The 14636-nt window shown below is 61.2% G+C and carries 15 protein-coding genes; 8 read left to right on the top strand and 7 right to left on the bottom strand.

Annotated elements, in window-relative coordinates; genetic code table 11:
- Positions 1–2 precede the first annotated feature (2 nt).
- Entirely contained in the window at positions 3–590 is a 588-nt protein-coding gene (locus LVD08_RS06950; RefSeq protein ID WP_003222558.1) for a sigma-E factor negative regulatory protein, read from the bottom strand.
- Between the two features lie 30 nt (positions 591–620).
- Positions 621–1202, bottom strand: coding sequence for an RNA polymerase sigma factor RpoE (gene rpoE, locus LVD08_RS06955; RefSeq protein WP_003172477.1), 582 nt, complete (start codon positions 1200–1202; stop codon positions 621–623).
- Positions 1203–1760: 558 nt separating this feature from the next.
- On the opposite strand from rpoE, the gene nadB reads away from it, so the two are divergent.
- On the top strand, positions 1761–3377 hold the full coding sequence (gene nadB / locus LVD08_RS06960) for an L-aspartate oxidase (RefSeq protein ID WP_247267794.1): 1617 nt from the start codon (positions 1761–1763) through the stop codon (positions 3375–3377).
- On the opposite strand, the gene LVD08_RS06965 is transcribed toward nadB, so the two are convergent.
- Together LVD08_RS06965 and LVD08_RS06970 are read right to left on the bottom strand one after the other, a co-directional pair.
- Entirely contained in the window at positions 3346–3798 is a 453-nt protein-coding gene (locus LVD08_RS06965; protein WP_247267795.1) for a protein YgfX, read from the bottom strand. The genes nadB and LVD08_RS06965 overlap by 32 nt on opposite strands.
- Complete coding sequence (locus tag LVD08_RS06970; protein WP_003222550.1) at positions 3782–4036, bottom strand: FAD assembly factor SdhE; 255 nt, start codon at positions 4034–4036, stop codon at positions 3782–3784. The genes LVD08_RS06965 and LVD08_RS06970 overlap by 17 nt, the downstream gene beginning before the upstream one ends.
- Before the next feature lie 149 nt (positions 4037–4185).
- Between LVD08_RS06970 and ygfZ the strand changes: the two genes are divergently transcribed.
- Complete coding sequence (gene ygfZ, locus LVD08_RS06975) at positions 4186–5127, top strand: CAF17-like 4Fe-4S cluster assembly/insertion protein YgfZ (RefSeq protein WP_247267796.1); 942 nt, start codon at positions 4186–4188, stop codon at positions 5125–5127.
- Between the two features lie 35 nt (positions 5128–5162).
- Positions 5163–5984, top strand: a complete 822-nt coding sequence (locus LVD08_RS06980; protein ID WP_247267797.1) for an HDOD domain-containing protein — start codon at positions 5163–5165, stop codon at positions 5982–5984.
- Between the two features lie 117 nt (positions 5985–6101).
- Here the strand turns inward: LVD08_RS06980 and LVD08_RS06985 are convergent, their stop codons facing one another.
- Both LVD08_RS06985 and LVD08_RS06990 read right to left on the bottom strand, forming a co-directional pair.
- A complete protein-coding gene (locus tag LVD08_RS06985) occupies positions 6102–7487 on the bottom strand; it encodes a sensor histidine kinase (protein WP_247267798.1) in 1386 nt (461 codons plus the stop codon).
- The gene (locus LVD08_RS06990) at positions 7480–8151 is read right to left on the bottom strand and encodes a response regulator (protein ID WP_003222545.1); all 672 of its coding nucleotides are present in this window, start codon (positions 8149–8151) and stop codon (positions 7480–7482) included. Before LVD08_RS06990 ends, LVD08_RS06985 begins: the two co-directional genes overlap by 8 nt.
- Positions 8152–8388: 237 nt before the next feature.
- Between LVD08_RS06990 and LVD08_RS06995 the strand changes: the two genes are divergently transcribed.
- The 5 genes from LVD08_RS06995 to LVD08_RS07015 are packed head-to-tail and all read left to right on the top strand — an operon-like array spanning position 8389 to position 13758.
- Positions 8389–9681 (top strand): OprD family porin, encoded by a 1293-nt coding sequence (locus tag LVD08_RS06995; RefSeq protein WP_027614455.1) that lies wholly within the window; start codon positions 8389–8391, stop codon positions 9679–9681.
- Positions 9682–9720: 39 nt separating this feature from the next.
- Positions 9721–10698, top strand: coding sequence for a Bug family tripartite tricarboxylate transporter substrate binding protein (locus tag LVD08_RS07000; protein ID WP_027614454.1), 978 nt, complete (start codon positions 9721–9723; stop codon positions 10696–10698).
- A gap of 58 nt (positions 10699–10756) precedes the next feature.
- Complete coding sequence (locus LVD08_RS07005; RefSeq protein ID WP_027614453.1) at positions 10757–11215, top strand: tripartite tricarboxylate transporter TctB family protein; 459 nt, start codon at positions 10757–10759, stop codon at positions 11213–11215.
- 1 nt (position 11216) lies between these two features.
- The gene (locus LVD08_RS07010; protein ID WP_183781620.1) at positions 11217–12731 is read left to right on the top strand and encodes a tripartite tricarboxylate transporter permease; all 1515 of its coding nucleotides are present in this window, start codon (positions 11217–11219) and stop codon (positions 12729–12731) included.
- The gene (locus LVD08_RS07015) at positions 12724–13758 is read left to right on the top strand and encodes an AbrB family transcriptional regulator (protein ID WP_247267799.1); all 1035 of its coding nucleotides are present in this window, start codon (positions 12724–12726) and stop codon (positions 13756–13758) included. Before LVD08_RS07010 ends, LVD08_RS07015 begins: the two co-directional genes overlap by 8 nt.
- Positions 13759–13885: 127 nt before the next feature.
- On the opposite strand, the gene ung is transcribed toward LVD08_RS07015, so the two are convergent.
- A complete protein-coding gene (gene ung, locus LVD08_RS07020) occupies positions 13886–14578 on the bottom strand; it encodes a uracil-DNA glycosylase (protein ID WP_247267800.1) in 693 nt (230 codons plus the stop codon).
- Positions 14579–14636 lie beyond the last annotated feature (58 nt).

Here is a 14636-nt window from a genome sequence, read left to right on the forward strand (position 1 = left end):
CCTTAACGGTTTTCCATGCTTGCTGCACGCGCATAAGGCAGAGCGCTTTCAGTACCTTTCAACGCAGCTTGCTGGGCATGCTGACGCAGATAGCCTGGCAGACGCTGATCGTGCCAGCCTGGCTGACCTTGCAGGACGCCGTTGGCCATCGGACCGGTAGTTTCCGAGCTTTCCTTGTAGCCTGCCAGAACAGCCGGGCCTTTGACCTGCGGCGCAACCAGCGAAGGCTGATTGGACTGCTGGGCCAGTTCGACGCCAGCGATTTCGTCCTGGTTGTACAGGCGCACACCAGCCAGTACCGCAACGGTCACCGAAGCCGCAACGGCCAGACGACCCAGGTTGCGCCAAGGGCCGCGGGATACTTTGGCTGGAGCCGTTTCGTCTTCCAGCGCAGCAGAAACTGCCGCAGCAATGTCCAGACGCGGAAGCAGCAGATCCTTGTGCATGGCTGCCCGAGCGATCTGATAACGAGCCCAGGTCTCACGGGTTTCAACATCGTCCAGTGCATTGATCACTCGACGCAATTCCAGTTCGTCCGCTTCGTTATCCATCACTGCGGACAGCGATTCCTGCAGGGCTTCACGACTCATGGCGTTCCTCTCTTGGCTGTCGCCGCTGTCTCAGTTTTCCTGCAACAACGGCTGCAGGGCTTTATCGATGGCCTCCCGGGCGCGGAAAATCCGGGAGCGCACGGTACCCACCGGACACTGCATGACGCTCGCAATGTCCTCGTAACTCAGACCATCGAATTCACGTAAAGTTAAAGCCGTACGTAAATCCTCTGGCAGTTGCTGAATGGTTCGATGGACGGTGCCTTCGATCTCATCCCGCAGCAACGCGCGTTCCGGCGATTCGAGATCCTTCAGGCCATGATCGCCGTCGTAGAACTCTGCATCTTCAGAACTTACATCGCTATCCGGCGGCCGGCGGCCGCGTGAAACCAGATAGTTCTTTGCCGTGTTGATGGCAATGCGGTAAAGCCACGTATAGAACGCGCTGTCTCCGCGAAAGTTTCCTAGCGCTCGGTAGGCCTTGATAAAGGCTTCCTGAGCCACATCCTGGGCTTCATGGGTGTCGTGCACGAAACGCACGATCAACCCGAGAATTTTGTGCTGATATTTCAGCACCAGCAGATCGAAAGCTCGCTTGTCGCCACGCTGAACGCGCTCGACCAGCTGCTGATCCTCTTCCTGGGTTAGCATGAACACTCCTCGATAAGCATGGAGGAGGCTTGCATAACTAAACGACCAGACTTGCAAACATAGACTCGGGCTTTTCGCAAAAGTTCTCCCCCTCCAGGCAAGTTTCCTGCGGGCTCTGATTTGGCACGCACGAAAAACGCAGCGCGGGATAAACCGGCTGCGCGAATAATCTTGTCATCGGTTCGCCGGCAAAAACCCAATCGCAGGTTCTGCATTGAAGCCGACACTGTCCCGTGCTTCTGGCAACTGACTATTGATCTTGGGCCTCTGGCAAAAGTTCCAATTATTTATAGCCGTGCTGAAGCGACATTGAGCAACCGCGTGCTGAAAAAGCCTGTTTCATCCTCGATACAGTCGCCTTTTCCCAAAACGACAGAAAAAAACGTCCGACGAAACGTCAAGCTTTTGTCGTCACAGTAGTTTCACAATGCCATACGAGCTCGGCTATTGTGCCGCTCCACCCCTCTATATACTAGTGGGCTGTGTGGCTGTCTTGACTCGCCGATCCAGCTGTCTTGCGCCAACCCCGATCCGGGTCGCTTTGAGCGGAATCCTGAAATGAGCCAACAGTTTCAACACGATGTTCTGGTGATTGGCAGCGGCGCTGCCGGTTTGAGTCTCGCACTGACGCTGCCGGGTCATTTGCGCATTGCCGTATTGAGCAAAGGTGATCTGGCCAACGGCTCGACTTATTGGGCCCAGGGCGGCGTCGCTGCCGTGCTGGACGATACCGATACTGTCGAATCCCACGTCGACGACACCCTGAACGCCGGCGGCGGTCTGTGCCATGAAGACGCGGTGCGTTTTACCGTCGAGCACAGCCGCGAAGCCATTCAGTGGCTGATCGACCAGGGGGTGCCGTTCACCCGCGACGAACAGTCCGGCACCGAAGACGGCGGTTTCGAATTCCACCTGACCCGCGAAGGCGGCCACAGCCATCGGCGCATCATCCATGCCGCCGACGCAACCGGCGCAGCGATTTTCACCACCCTCCTCGCCCAAGCCAAAGAACGCAGCAACATCGAACTGCTGGAGCAGCGAGTTGCCGTTGATCTGATCACCGAACGCCGTCTGGGCATGAGTGGCGAGCGCTGCCTCGGCGCCTATGTGCTGAATCGCGCTACCGGCGAAGTCGACACCTACGGCGCACGCTTCGTGATCCTCGCGTCCGGCGGCGCCGCCAAAGTCTACCTCTATACCAGTAACCCCGACGGCGCTTGCGGTGACGGCATCGCCATGGCCTGGCGCTCGGGCTGCCGAGTGGCGAACCTGGAATTCAACCAGTTCCACCCTACGTGCCTGTATCACCCGCAGGCCAAGAGTTTCCTGATCACTGAAGCCTTGCGTGGCGAAGGCGCGCACCTGAAGCTGCCCAACGGCGAACGGTTCATGCCGCGCTTCGACAAACGTGCCGAACTGGCGCCACGCGACATCGTCGCCCGCGCCATCGACCATGAAATGAAGCGGCTGGGCGTGGACTGCGTCTATCTCGACATCAGCCACAAGCCTGAAGCCTTCATCAAAAGCCACTTTCCGACGGTTTACGAGCGCTGCCTGGGTTTCGGCATCGACATCACCAAGCAGCCGATCCCGGTCGTACCGGCGGCGCACTACACCTGTGGCGGGGTGATGGTTGACCAGCACGGTCGCACCGACGTGCCGGGGCTGTACGCCATCGGCGAAACCAGCTTCACCGGCCTGCACGGGGCCAACCGCATGGCCAGCAACTCGCTGCTCGAATGCTTCGTTTATGCCCGCTCGGCGGCAGCGGACATCCTTGCACAACTGGATGACGTCACCGCGCCAACCGCCCTGCCCGAGTGGGACGCCAGCCAGGTCACCGATTCCGACGAAGACGTGATCATCGCCCACAACTGGGACGAGCTGCGCCGCTTCATGTGGGACTACGTCGGCATCGTGCGCACCAACAAGCGCTTGCAACGGGCGCAGCACCGCGTGCGTCTGTTGCTGGACGAGATCGACGAGTTCTACAGCAACTATAAAGTCAGCCGCGACCTGATCGAGCTACGCAATCTGGCGCAAGTCGCCGAACTGATGATCTGCTCAGCCATGGAGCGCAAGGAAAGTCGCGGCCTGCATTACACCCTCGACTACCCGAACCTGCTGCCCGAGGCGCTCGACACTATTCTGGTACCGCCCACCTACGCCGGCTGAACTTGAGCCGCACTCGCAGGCGTCGGTGCACATCCGCTGTCTGCGAGTCTCGCGGTACACAGATCGAGCGCACCCGCCGCTCCCCGCGCAAACGAAAGCGCAGCACCACGATCAACGGCAACGCCAGGCTGTCAGGGCGCAGCTGGACTGCTTGCCAGCCGCCCGCCTGATTCCACAATTGCCAGCCATCAGCGTCGCGGCGCAATCGGCAAAAAGCCTGCGGATGCTTCAGCAGAACCTGCCGTGGCAATACCCACGCGGCGTGCAGCAGACAGGCGAAAGCCCCGAGCAGATTGGCCCAGAGTGGAATCGACAGGAGAAACAACACACCCAGCGCGAACGCCTGGGCCAACAGATACGCCGCCAGCAACTGCCGTGAGGCATGCCAGCGGCATTCGAACGTGTTACTTGGGCTGAACACGGTCCAGAATCATCCGGACCATGCGCTGCAGCTCAGGGTCTTCGGACTCACTGCGCTCCATGAACCAGCCGAACATGTCCTGATCCTCACAGGTCAGCAGACGGACATACAAGTCGCGATCGACCTGGTTGAGGTGCGGATAGACCTCTTTCACGAACGGCACCAGCAGCACGTCAAGTTCCAGCATGCCACGGCGGCTGTGCCAGAAGAGGCGATTGAGTTCAACTTGTTCGACCATGGAGCCCTCCTCAAATAGGCGCGCAGTATACAGCCCCGGCGCGGGTCGCACAGTCGGCTTTGGTCGGGCACCACCGATCCTTTATCAACTACCCATTTCAACAACGCGCCCTTATGATGTGCCCCAGACTTTTTACCCTGCGATGACCCATGGCCGATTCTGCTTTTTTCTGCACCCTGTCTCATGAAGGCGTACTCGCGGTTCGCGGCGTGGATGCCGGCAAATTCCTGCAAGGCCAATTGACCTGCAACATCAATTACCTCAGCGACAGCCAGGCCAGCCTGGGCGCGCGCTGCACGCAAAAAGGCCGGATGCAGTCGAGCTTCCGCATTCTGCTCGAAGGTGACGGCGTGCTGCTGGCAATGGCCAGTGAACTGCTGGAGCCGCAACTGGCGGATCTGAAAAAGTACGCGGTGTTCTCCAAGTCCAAACTGACCGACGAAAGCGCCGCCTGGGTGCGTTTTGGCCTGGAGCACGACGACGCCGCGTTGGCCAGCCTGGGTCTGAACTTGCCAAGCGAAACCGACAGCGTGGTGCGCAACGCAGGCCTGATCGCGATTCGCGTCTCGCCGGATCGCGCCGAACTCTGGGTACCGGCCGATCAAGCCGATGCCATCAAGGCCAAACTGTCCGCCGCCCTGCCTGAAGGCGAATTGAACCAATGGCTGCTGGGGCAGATTCGCGCCGGTATCGGTCAGGTCATGCCGACCACCCGCGAGCTGTTCATCCCGCAGATGCTCAACCTGCAGGCCGTCGGTGGCGTGAGTTTCAAGAAAGGTTGCTACACCGGCCAGGAAATCGTCGCGCGCATGCAGTACTTGGGCAAGCTCAAGCGTCGTCTCTATCGCGTGCAACTGGACGCGAGCGAACTGCCGGAGCCGGGCACCCCGCTGTTCGCCCCAAGCCACAGCAGCGCCATCGGCGAAGTGGTGATTGCCGCCCGCGCCGCAGAAAAGATTGAACTGTTGGCGGTGTTGCAGGCCGAAGCTGCCGAAGCGGGTGATCTGCACCTGGGCGCCCTCGAAGGGCCAGCCCTGCATTTGCTCGACCTGCCCTACGAACTGGATCGCGACCGCGAAATCCAGCGCTGATCGCAGCTTTTGTTGCAACACCCTAGAGAATCTACATGAGCGAGCTGGCGGATAAGGTCCAACAGGATTTGGTTGAGGCCATCGATAACGATGACCTGGTTCTGCCAACATTACCGGAAGTGGCCCTGCAAATTCGCAAGGCCGCCGAAGACCCGGAGATCAGTGTCAGCGACCTGAGCAAAGTGATTGGCCGCGACACGGCGCTGTCGGCGCGCTTGATCAAAGTGGTCAACAGCCCGTTGCTGCGCGCGACCCAGGAAGTCACCGACCTGCACACCGCAATCACCCGACTGGGGGTGAACTACAGCAGCAACCTGGCGATCGGGCTGGTGATGGAACAGATCTTCCACGCCCGCTCCGAGGTGGTCGAACAGAAGATGCGCGAAGTCTGGCGCAAGAGCCTGGAAATCGCCGGCGTCAGTTACGCCCTGTGCCGCCGTCACACCCAACTCAAACCTGATCAGGCGGCGCTGGGCGGACTGGTGCATCAGATCGGCGTGCTGCCGATCCTGACCTACGCCGAAGATCACTACGAACTGCTGTCGGACCCGGTCAGCCTCAACCATGTGATTGACCACATTCACCCGCTGCTGGGCGACAAGCTGTTGCGGGTCTGGGAATTTCCCGAACAACTGGTGGCGTTGCCGGGGCTGTACTTGGATTTCAAACGCGAATCGGCGCACCTCGATTACGTCGATCTGGTGCAGGTGGCGAGTCTGTATTGTCACAAGGACAGCGATCATCCGATTGCGCGGATTGACCCGCTCAGCGTGCCGGCGTTCAGGAAGCTTGGGATCGATCCGGAGAACAAGGAGTTGTGCGCGGATCTGGAAGAATCGCGGACGATGTTTTACTGATCCGGAACCGCGGCGCGGCCTTCGCGAGCAAGCCCGCTCCCACAGGGGATTTGTGTACGGCGTGGATTCCCTGTGGGAGCGGGCTTGCTCGCGAAGAGGCCCGCACCAAAACCACATTTATCCGGCAATAAAACTCACCCGGACCTTCAAACCGGCCTGCTCTCCATCGTGCAAGGTGATCTGCGCCAGATGCGCCCGGCAGATCTCTCCGACGATCGCCAGCCCCAACCCTGAGCCCGCAACCTGCTGATTGCGCCGATAGAAGCGTTCAAACACCCGATCCCGCTCCTCCAGCGGAATCCCCGGCCCGTCATCTTCAACTTCAAGCACCGCCGGCGCCGCGACCCGCAGAATCACGTTGCCGCCCGGTGGCGTATGCGCCAGTGCGTTGTCCACCAGATTGCTCAGCAGCTCATTGAGCAACGTCGGCTCACCGCGCAGCCACACCGGCTCATCCGCCTCCAGAGCCAGCGCGACTCCGCGCGCATGAGCCAACGGCGCCATAGCCATGCCCAGCTCGCGGGCCAACTGACTCAGATCCAGTAATTGCGCGCCGCCCTCGGCAATCGCCCGGGCACCGTTTTCCACCCGCGCCAGCGACAGCAGTTGATTGGCCAGATGGGTCAGGCGATCAGTGCTTTGCGCAGAGGATTCCAGGATTGTGCGCCAGGTTTCCGGCTCATTTGAACGCAGCCCCAGTTCCAACCGCGCCTTCAACGCTGCCAGTGGCGTGCGCAGTTCGTGGGCGGCATCGGCGATGAACTGCGCCTGTCGTTCGAATTGCCCGCGCAAACGTTCAGTGAAGTGATTGAGCGCGCGCACCAGCGGCCACAATTCGCGCTGTACTTCCACCAGCGGCAGTGGCCGCAAATCATCGGGCTGACGCTCCTCCACCGCCGTGCGCAAACGCTCCAGCGGGCGCAGCGCGGCACTCACCGCAAACCACACCAGCAACAGGGCGCCGATCGCCAGCATGCCCAGGCGCAGCAGCGTATCGGCCGCCAGACTGCGGGCCATGCTGACTCGCGCCTCATCGGTTTCCGCGACACGGATTTCCGCCATGCCGTTCATGTTCGGCTCGGTGACCGCTTTGAGCAGGCTGACCACGCGCACGTTCTGCCCGCGATACGTCGCGTTATAGAAGCGCGCGAGCGCCGGATAATCGTCGGTTCTTGGCGTACCGGGTGGTGGTCCAGGCAGGTTTTCGTAGCCGGAAATCAGCTTCTGGTGGATGTCGTTGACCTGGTAGTAAATCCGCCCGGCGCTGTCGTAAGCGAAGGTGTCCAGCGCCACGTAGGGCACGTCGGCGCTGAGCGTGCCGTCGCGCTGCGACAGGCCGGCGGCAATGGTTCGCGCCGAGGCCAACAGGGTGCGGTCGTAAGCCGTGTCGGCAGCTTCGCGCCCGTTCCAGTAAGCGCTCAGACCACTGGCGAGCATCAACACCACCAGCAACAACGCGAGGTTCCACAGCAACCGCCAGCGCAGGCTGCTGGGCTTATGCATCGCGGCTTTCCAGCAGGTAACCAAGGCCACGGAAGGTCACGATCGCCACCGGTTGGCCGTCGAGTTTCTTGCGCAGACGATGCACGTAGATTTCGATGGCATCGGGGCTGGCCTCCTCGTCGAGACCGAATACCTGAGCGGCCAGTTGCTCCTTGCTCATCACCCGCCCCGGGCGGGCGATCAACGCTTCGAGCACGGCTTGTTCGCGAGAGGTCAGAGTCAGCAGTTCTTCGCCGAGGCTGAAGCGCCGGGTGTCGAGATCGTAGGCCAGCACGCCACAGCGCTGTTGGCGCTCGCCACCGAGCACACTGCGTCGCAGCAGGGCTTTGACCCGCGCTTCGAGCTCGGTCAGTTCAAAGGGTTTGGCCAAGTAATCGTCGGCGCCGAGATTGAGTCCGTGTACGCGATCCTTCACATCGCTGCGCGCCGTCAGCATCAACACCGGCAGGTTTTTGCCGCGTGCGCGCAGGCGCGCCAGCACCTCGAAACCGTCCATGCGCGGCAGGCCGACGTCGAGGATCGCCATTGCGTATTCCTCGCTGCCCAGCGCCAGATCGGCGGCCACGCCATCGTGCAACACGTCCACGGTCAGACCGGTGCTCTTGAGCGCCTGGGCGACACTTTCGGCCAGTTGCAAATGGTCTTCGACGAGCAGAACACGCATGGATCTCTACCTCATTCAGGGATGGCCGACGCCACTCTTTGCCGCGGGAGTTTACAGCCGCAACCGCCGCTGTGAAGCCCGAAACCCGCGAAATCCAGCTGAAAGGTTAGTGAAAGGTTAGCCCGTTAGAGTCCGGTCACGGACAGTTTCGACTGCCGTCGCTGCTGCCACACAGCGATACGAAAAACGCCTCGAAGCGTTTTCGACCAATAAGAACAATAAACGGAGTACACCCGCATGCCGTCCTTGCAGACCAAGGCTTCTACGCCTGTTCGTCCTTCTCGTTTGCGCCACGCCACCCTCGCCAGCACCGCTGCCCTCGCCGGTTTCTCACCGTTGAGCTACGCCGACTTCATCAAAGACAGTTCCGCCACCTTCGAAACCCGCAACATGTACTTCAACCGCGACTTTCGCGACGGCACCAGTGCCCAGCAAAGCAAGCGTGATGAATGGGCGCAGGGTTTCATGCTCAACCTGCAATCGGGTTACACCGACGGCACCGTGGGGTTCGGTGTCGATGCGCTAGGCATGCTCGGGGTCAAGCTTGATTCGAGCCCGGATCGTACCGGCACCGGCCTGCTGCCGACCCACGATGACGGGCGCGCCGCCAACGAATACTCGAAAGTCGGCCTGACCGGCAAAGTGAAAATCTCCGCCACCGAGCTGAAAATCGGCAGCCTGATTCCTGAACTGCCGATCCTCAAACCGAATGACGGGCGCATCCTGCCGCAGACGTTCGAAGGTGGTTTGCTGACCTCCAAAGAGCTCAAGAACCTGACCTTCACCGGTGGGCGTCTGGAGAAAGCCAAGGATCGCGACAGCACCGATTTCGAGGACATCGCCCTCAACAACAAGAACAGCCGCTTCGCGGGCACCGTGGCCGGCAAGCATTTCGATTTTGCCGGCGTGGACTACAAGTTCACCGACAAGATCACCGGCAGTTACCACTTCGCCCAGCTCGACGAAGTCTATAACCAGCACTTCTTCGGTCTGGTCGCCTCGCGGCCGATGGGCCCGGGCACCTTCGCCACCGACCTGCGCTTTGCGGTCAGTGACGATCAGGGCGCGGCCCGTGGCGGCGAGATCGACAACCGCTCGCTCAACGGTCTGGTCAGCTACGCCCTGAGCGGCCACAAGTTCAGCGCCGGTTATCAGCACATGTCCGGCGACAGCGCGTTCCCCTATGTCGATGGCAGCGACCCGTACCTGGTCAACTTCGTGCAGATCAACGACTTCGCCGGCGCCGAAGAACGCTCCTGGCAGGCGCGTTACGACTTCGACTTTGCCCGCCTCGGCATCCCCGGCCTGTCGTTCATGAGCCGTTACCTGAGCGGTGACAACATCAAGCTCAAGAATGGCGAAGAAGGCAAAGAGTGGGAGCGCAACACCGAGATCAAATATGTAGTACAAAGCGGCGCCCTGAAGGACGTTGCCGTACGCCTGCGTAATGCCACCTACCGTTCCAACTACTCCGCTCGCGATGCCGATGAAGTGCGTCTGCTGGTGAGCTATAGCGTTGCCCTTTGGTAATTCAGTACGTCCATAACAACAACTCCCAAGGAGACATAGATGAACTTATCACTGCGTAAAGTTGCTCTGGCCGCTGGCGTCATGCTGTTCGCCGGCCAATTGATGGCCGAACCGAAACGTCCGGAATGCATCGCCCCGGCCTCCCCCGGCGGTGGTTTCGACCTGACTTGCAAACTGGCGCAGAGTGCACTGGTCAACGAAAAACTGCTGACCAAACCGATGCGCGTGACCTACATGCCCGGCGGTGTCGGCGCGGTGGCGTACAACGCGGTCGTCGCCCAGCGCCCGGCCGATGCCGGCACGCTGGTGGCGTGGTCCAGCGGTTCGTTGCTGAACCTGGCGCAAGGCAAGTTCGGTCGTTTCGACGAGACCAACGTGCGCTGGCTGGCCGCCGTCGGCACCAGTTACGGTGCCATCGCGGTGAAAAGCGATTCGCCTTACAAGACCCTCGACGATCTGGTCAAAGCCCTGAAGAAAGATCCGAGCTCCGTGGTGATCGGTTCCGGCGGCACCGTCGGCAGCCAGGACTGGATGCAGACCGCACTGATCGCCAAGGCTGCCGGGATCAACCCGCGTGACCTGCGTTACGTCGCCCTCGAAGGCGGCGGCGAAATCGCTACTGCACTGCTCGGCGGTCACATCCAGGTGGGTAGTACCGACATCTCCGACTCCATGCCGCATATCCAGAGCGGTGACATGCGGCTGCTCGCGGTGTTCGCCGATAAACGCATCGACGAACCGGAAATGAAAGACATCCCGACCGCGCGCGAGCAGGGCTACGACATCGTCTGGCCGGTGGTGCGTGGTTTCTACCTTGGGCCAAAAGTCAGCGACGAAGACTACGCCTGGTGGAAAGACGCCTTCGACAAACTGCTGGCCTCCGATGAGTTCGCCAAGCTGCGCGATCAGCGTGAACTGTTTCCGTTCGCTATGACCGGCCCGGAGCTGGACACCTACGTGAAGAAGCAGGTCGCGGACTACAAAGTGCTGGCCAAAGAGTTCGGCCTGATTCAGTGATCGTCTCTGTCTAGCGGCTGCGGCCTCGCGCATCGAGGCCTCGGCACAGGAGTTTCCCATGCTCTTACAACGCATTTTCGCCTCGGTGCTGTTGCTGGCCTGCGTCGGCCTGGCGCTGATGGCGTGGCCGTATCAAGCGGCTTTTTCTTATGAACCGGTCGGCCCACGCGCCTTTCCTCTGCTGATGCTCGGCCTGATGGGCGTGGCGCTGCTGTACATGGTGTTCCGCCCGGCACCGATCAAACACAGCGAAGACGAGCCGCCGCTGGATCGCGAAACCCTGACCAAGATCGGCATCTGCGTGCTGTTGCTGCTGGTCTTCGCCGGCCTGTTCGAACCGCTGGGCTTCATCCTCAGCAGCATCCTGATCGGCATCCCGATGGCGCGCCTGTATGGCGGTCGCTGGCTGCCGAGCATCGTGGTGACAACGTTGATGGCCATCGGTCTGTACCTGCTGTTCGACCGTCTGATGGACGTTCCGCTGCCTTTGGGCCTGCTCGACGTTCTGGAGAACTGATATGGATACTCTCGGTTATTTGGGTCAGGGCTTCGGCGTCGCGCTGAGTCCGTACAACCTGGTCACGGCCCTGACCGGCACGCTGATCGGCACCGTGGTCGGGCTGTTGCCGGGCCTGGGTCCGATCAATGGCGTGGCCCTGCTGATCCCGATCGCCTTCGCCCTCGGCCTGCCACCGGAGTCGGCGCTGATTCTGCTGGCGGCGGTGTATCTGGGCTGCGAATACGGCGGGCGGATCAGCTCGATCCTGCTGAACATTCCGGGCGAAGCCTCCACCGTGATGACCACCCTCGACGGCTATCCGATGGCGCGCCAGGGTCTGGCCGGTGTCGCGCTGTCGCTGTCGGCATGGAGTTCGTTCATCGGTGCGTTCATCGCCACCTGCGGCATGGTGCTGTTCGCCCCGTTACTGGCGAAATGGGCGATTGCCTTCGGTCCGGCGGAATACTTCGTGTTGATGGTGTTCGCGATTGTCTGCCTTGGCGGCATGGCCGGTGATCGTCCGCTGAAGACTTTTATTGCGGCGCTGATCGGGCTGTTTCTGTCGACCGTTGGCATCGACGCCAACAGCGGCGTATACCGCTTCACCGGCGACAACATTCACCTGACCGACGGCATCCAGTTCGTGGTGCTGGTACTGGGTCTGTTCTCGGTCAGTGAAATCCTCCTGCTGCTGGAAAAAACCCATCGCGGTCAGGAAGCGGTGAAAGCCACCGGGCGCATGATGTTCAACTTCAAGGAAGCGGCGTCGGTGTTCGTGGTGAACATCCGTTGCGGCTTGCTGGGTTTCATCATGGGCGTGTTGCCGGGTGCCGGCGCGACGCTGGCCAGTGCCGTGGCCTACATGACCGAAAAACGCATCGCCGGTGCCGGCGGCAAATTCGGTCAGGGTGACGCCCGTGGCCTCGCCGCTCCTGAGACTGCAATCGGCGCTTCGGCCTGCGGCGCACTGGTGCCGATGCTGACCCTCGGCGTACCCGGTTCGGGCACCACCGCCGTGATGATCGGCGCGCTGTCGCTGTACAACATCACCCCGGGGCCGCTGCTGTTCCAACAGCAACCGGACATCGTTTGGGGCCTGATCGCTTCGTTGTTCATCGCCAACATCATGCTGGTGATCCTCAACATCCCGATGATCCGCATCTTCACCCGCATCCTCGCCGTGCCGAACTGGGCGCTGGTGCCGGTGATCGCGATCATCACCGGGATCGGCGTGTATGCGGTGCATGCGACCACCTTCGACCTGTTCCTGATGGTCGGCATCGGCATCTTCGGCTACATCCTGCGCAAGCTGGATTTCCCGCTGTCGCCAGTGCTGCTCGGGTTCATTCTCGGCGGGCTGATGGAGCAGAACCTGCGTCGTGCGCTGTCGATTTCCAACGGTGCGCTGGAAATCCTCTGGTCGAGTCCGATCACTTTCGGCGTGTGGATCCTGACCGCGATCATGTTGCTGATGCCGCTGCTGCGCATCTGGCGCAAACGTGCGGCAGCGCAACGCGCCATCGCCGATGTCTGATCGCTCCTCCCTCAGAAGCTGGTGGGCGACCCCGCCGGTCGGTCTGCTTGGCGGTTTTATCGCCAGCCAGATCGGCTGGCCACTGCCATGGATGGTTGGCTCGTTACTGGCGATCATCCTCGTGCGCTGCCTGACCCCGTGGCAACTCACGGAAATCCCCGGCGGGCGTAAATGCGGCCAATGGATTGTCGGCATCGGCATCGGCCTGCACTTCACCCCGTTGGTGATGGAGCAGGTGCTGAGTCATTTCGGATTGATCTTCTTCGGTGCGCTGGTCACCAGCCTGTCGGCGGTGGTCGGGGTGTGGTTGATGCGCCGCACCGGCGAAGATCGCGCCACGGCGTTTTTCTCAAGCATGCCCGGCGGCTCCGGGGAGATGGTCAACCTCGGCGCGCGCAATGGCGCGCTGCTCAGCCATGTCGCGGCGGGGCAGAGTCTGCGGGTGCTGGTGGTGGTGCTGTGCGTGCCGGCCGCGTTCAAGTATCTGCTGGGCAACGGCACACCGATTTCCCACGCCGGCAACGTCGATTGGCGCTGGCTGGCGATTCTGTTTCCCACGGGCGCCCTGCTCGCCTGGCTCTGGCAGCGTTTGCGTCAGCCCAATCCGTGGCTGTTCGGGCCGCTGCTGGTCAGTGCCACGGTGAGCATTGCCTGGGATTTGCACATCGGCCTGCCGGACGGTGGAAGCCAGATCGGCCAGTGGCTGATCGGCAGCGGGCTGGGCTGTCACTTCAATCGACAGTTCTTCCGCCGCGCGCCGTCATTCATGGGCCGTACGCTGATTGGCACGGCGCTGACCATGTTGATCGCCACATTGGCCGCGCTGGGTTTGAGTGCGCTGACCCATCTGGATCTGCGTTCGCTGACGTTGGGCATGATGCCCGGGGGGATTGCCGAGATGAGCCTGACGGCGGAGACCCTGCAACTGTCGGTGCCGCTAGTGACGGCGATGCAGGTGATGCGGCTGCTGTTTGTACTGTTTCTGGCGGAGCCGTTGTTCAAGTACTGGAACCGTAATCCCGAGTAATACCGCGCCGCCCTTTTCGCGAGCAGGCTCGCTCCCACAGGGTTTTGAGGTGTTCACACAATCTGTGGCAACCACAGGAACCTGTGGGAGCGAGCCTGCTCGCGAAGGGGCCCGCCCATTCAACCCATCAAATCGGAGGCAGACGCCACTCAATTGGCGCTTCGCCATTTTGCTCGAGAAACTTGTTGGTCCGGCTGAAATGCCCGCAACCGAGGAAGCCCCGATAAGCCGATAGCGGCGACGGATGCACCGAGGTCAGCACCAGGTGCTTGGTCGCATCGATCAGCTTCTGCTTGCTCTGCGCATGCGCGCCCCACAGCATGAACACCAGATGCGGCTGGCGTTCGCTGACCAGTTCGATGATCCGGTCGGTGAAGAACTGCCAGCCCTTGTCCTTGTGCGCGTTGGCATTGGCGCGCTCGACGGTCATGGTGGTGTTGAGCATCAACACGCCCTGATCGGCCCAGCTCTGCAGGTAGCCGTGGTCGGGAATGTCGATGTTCAGGTCGCGTTTCAACTCTTTGTAGATGTTGACCAGCGACGGCGGCGCCGGCACGCCGGGTTGCACCGAAAAGCACAGGCCATGGGCCTGGCCCGGGCCGTGGTACGGGTCCTGGCCGAGGATCACCACTTTGACTTTATCCAGCGGCGTCGAATTCAGCGCGTTGAAAATCAGCGGGCCCGGCGGGTAGATTTCCTTGCCGGCCGCCCGCTCCTGCTGCAGAAAATTGCGCAACTCTGCCATATAAGGCTGGTCGAATTCAGCACGCAGTGCCTCCTTCCAGCTCGGTTCGAGTTTGATACGGTCGTCAGCAGTCATGGTCATACCCGGCAAAAACAATGGGGCGAACCCTAGGAAAGCCGACCACGCTTGTCAA

This window comes from Pseudomonas sp. YL2 (assembly GCF_023063025.1).
GTDB classification, from domain to species: Bacteria; Pseudomonadota; Gammaproteobacteria; order Pseudomonadales; family Pseudomonadaceae; genus Aquipseudomonas; species Aquipseudomonas putida_A.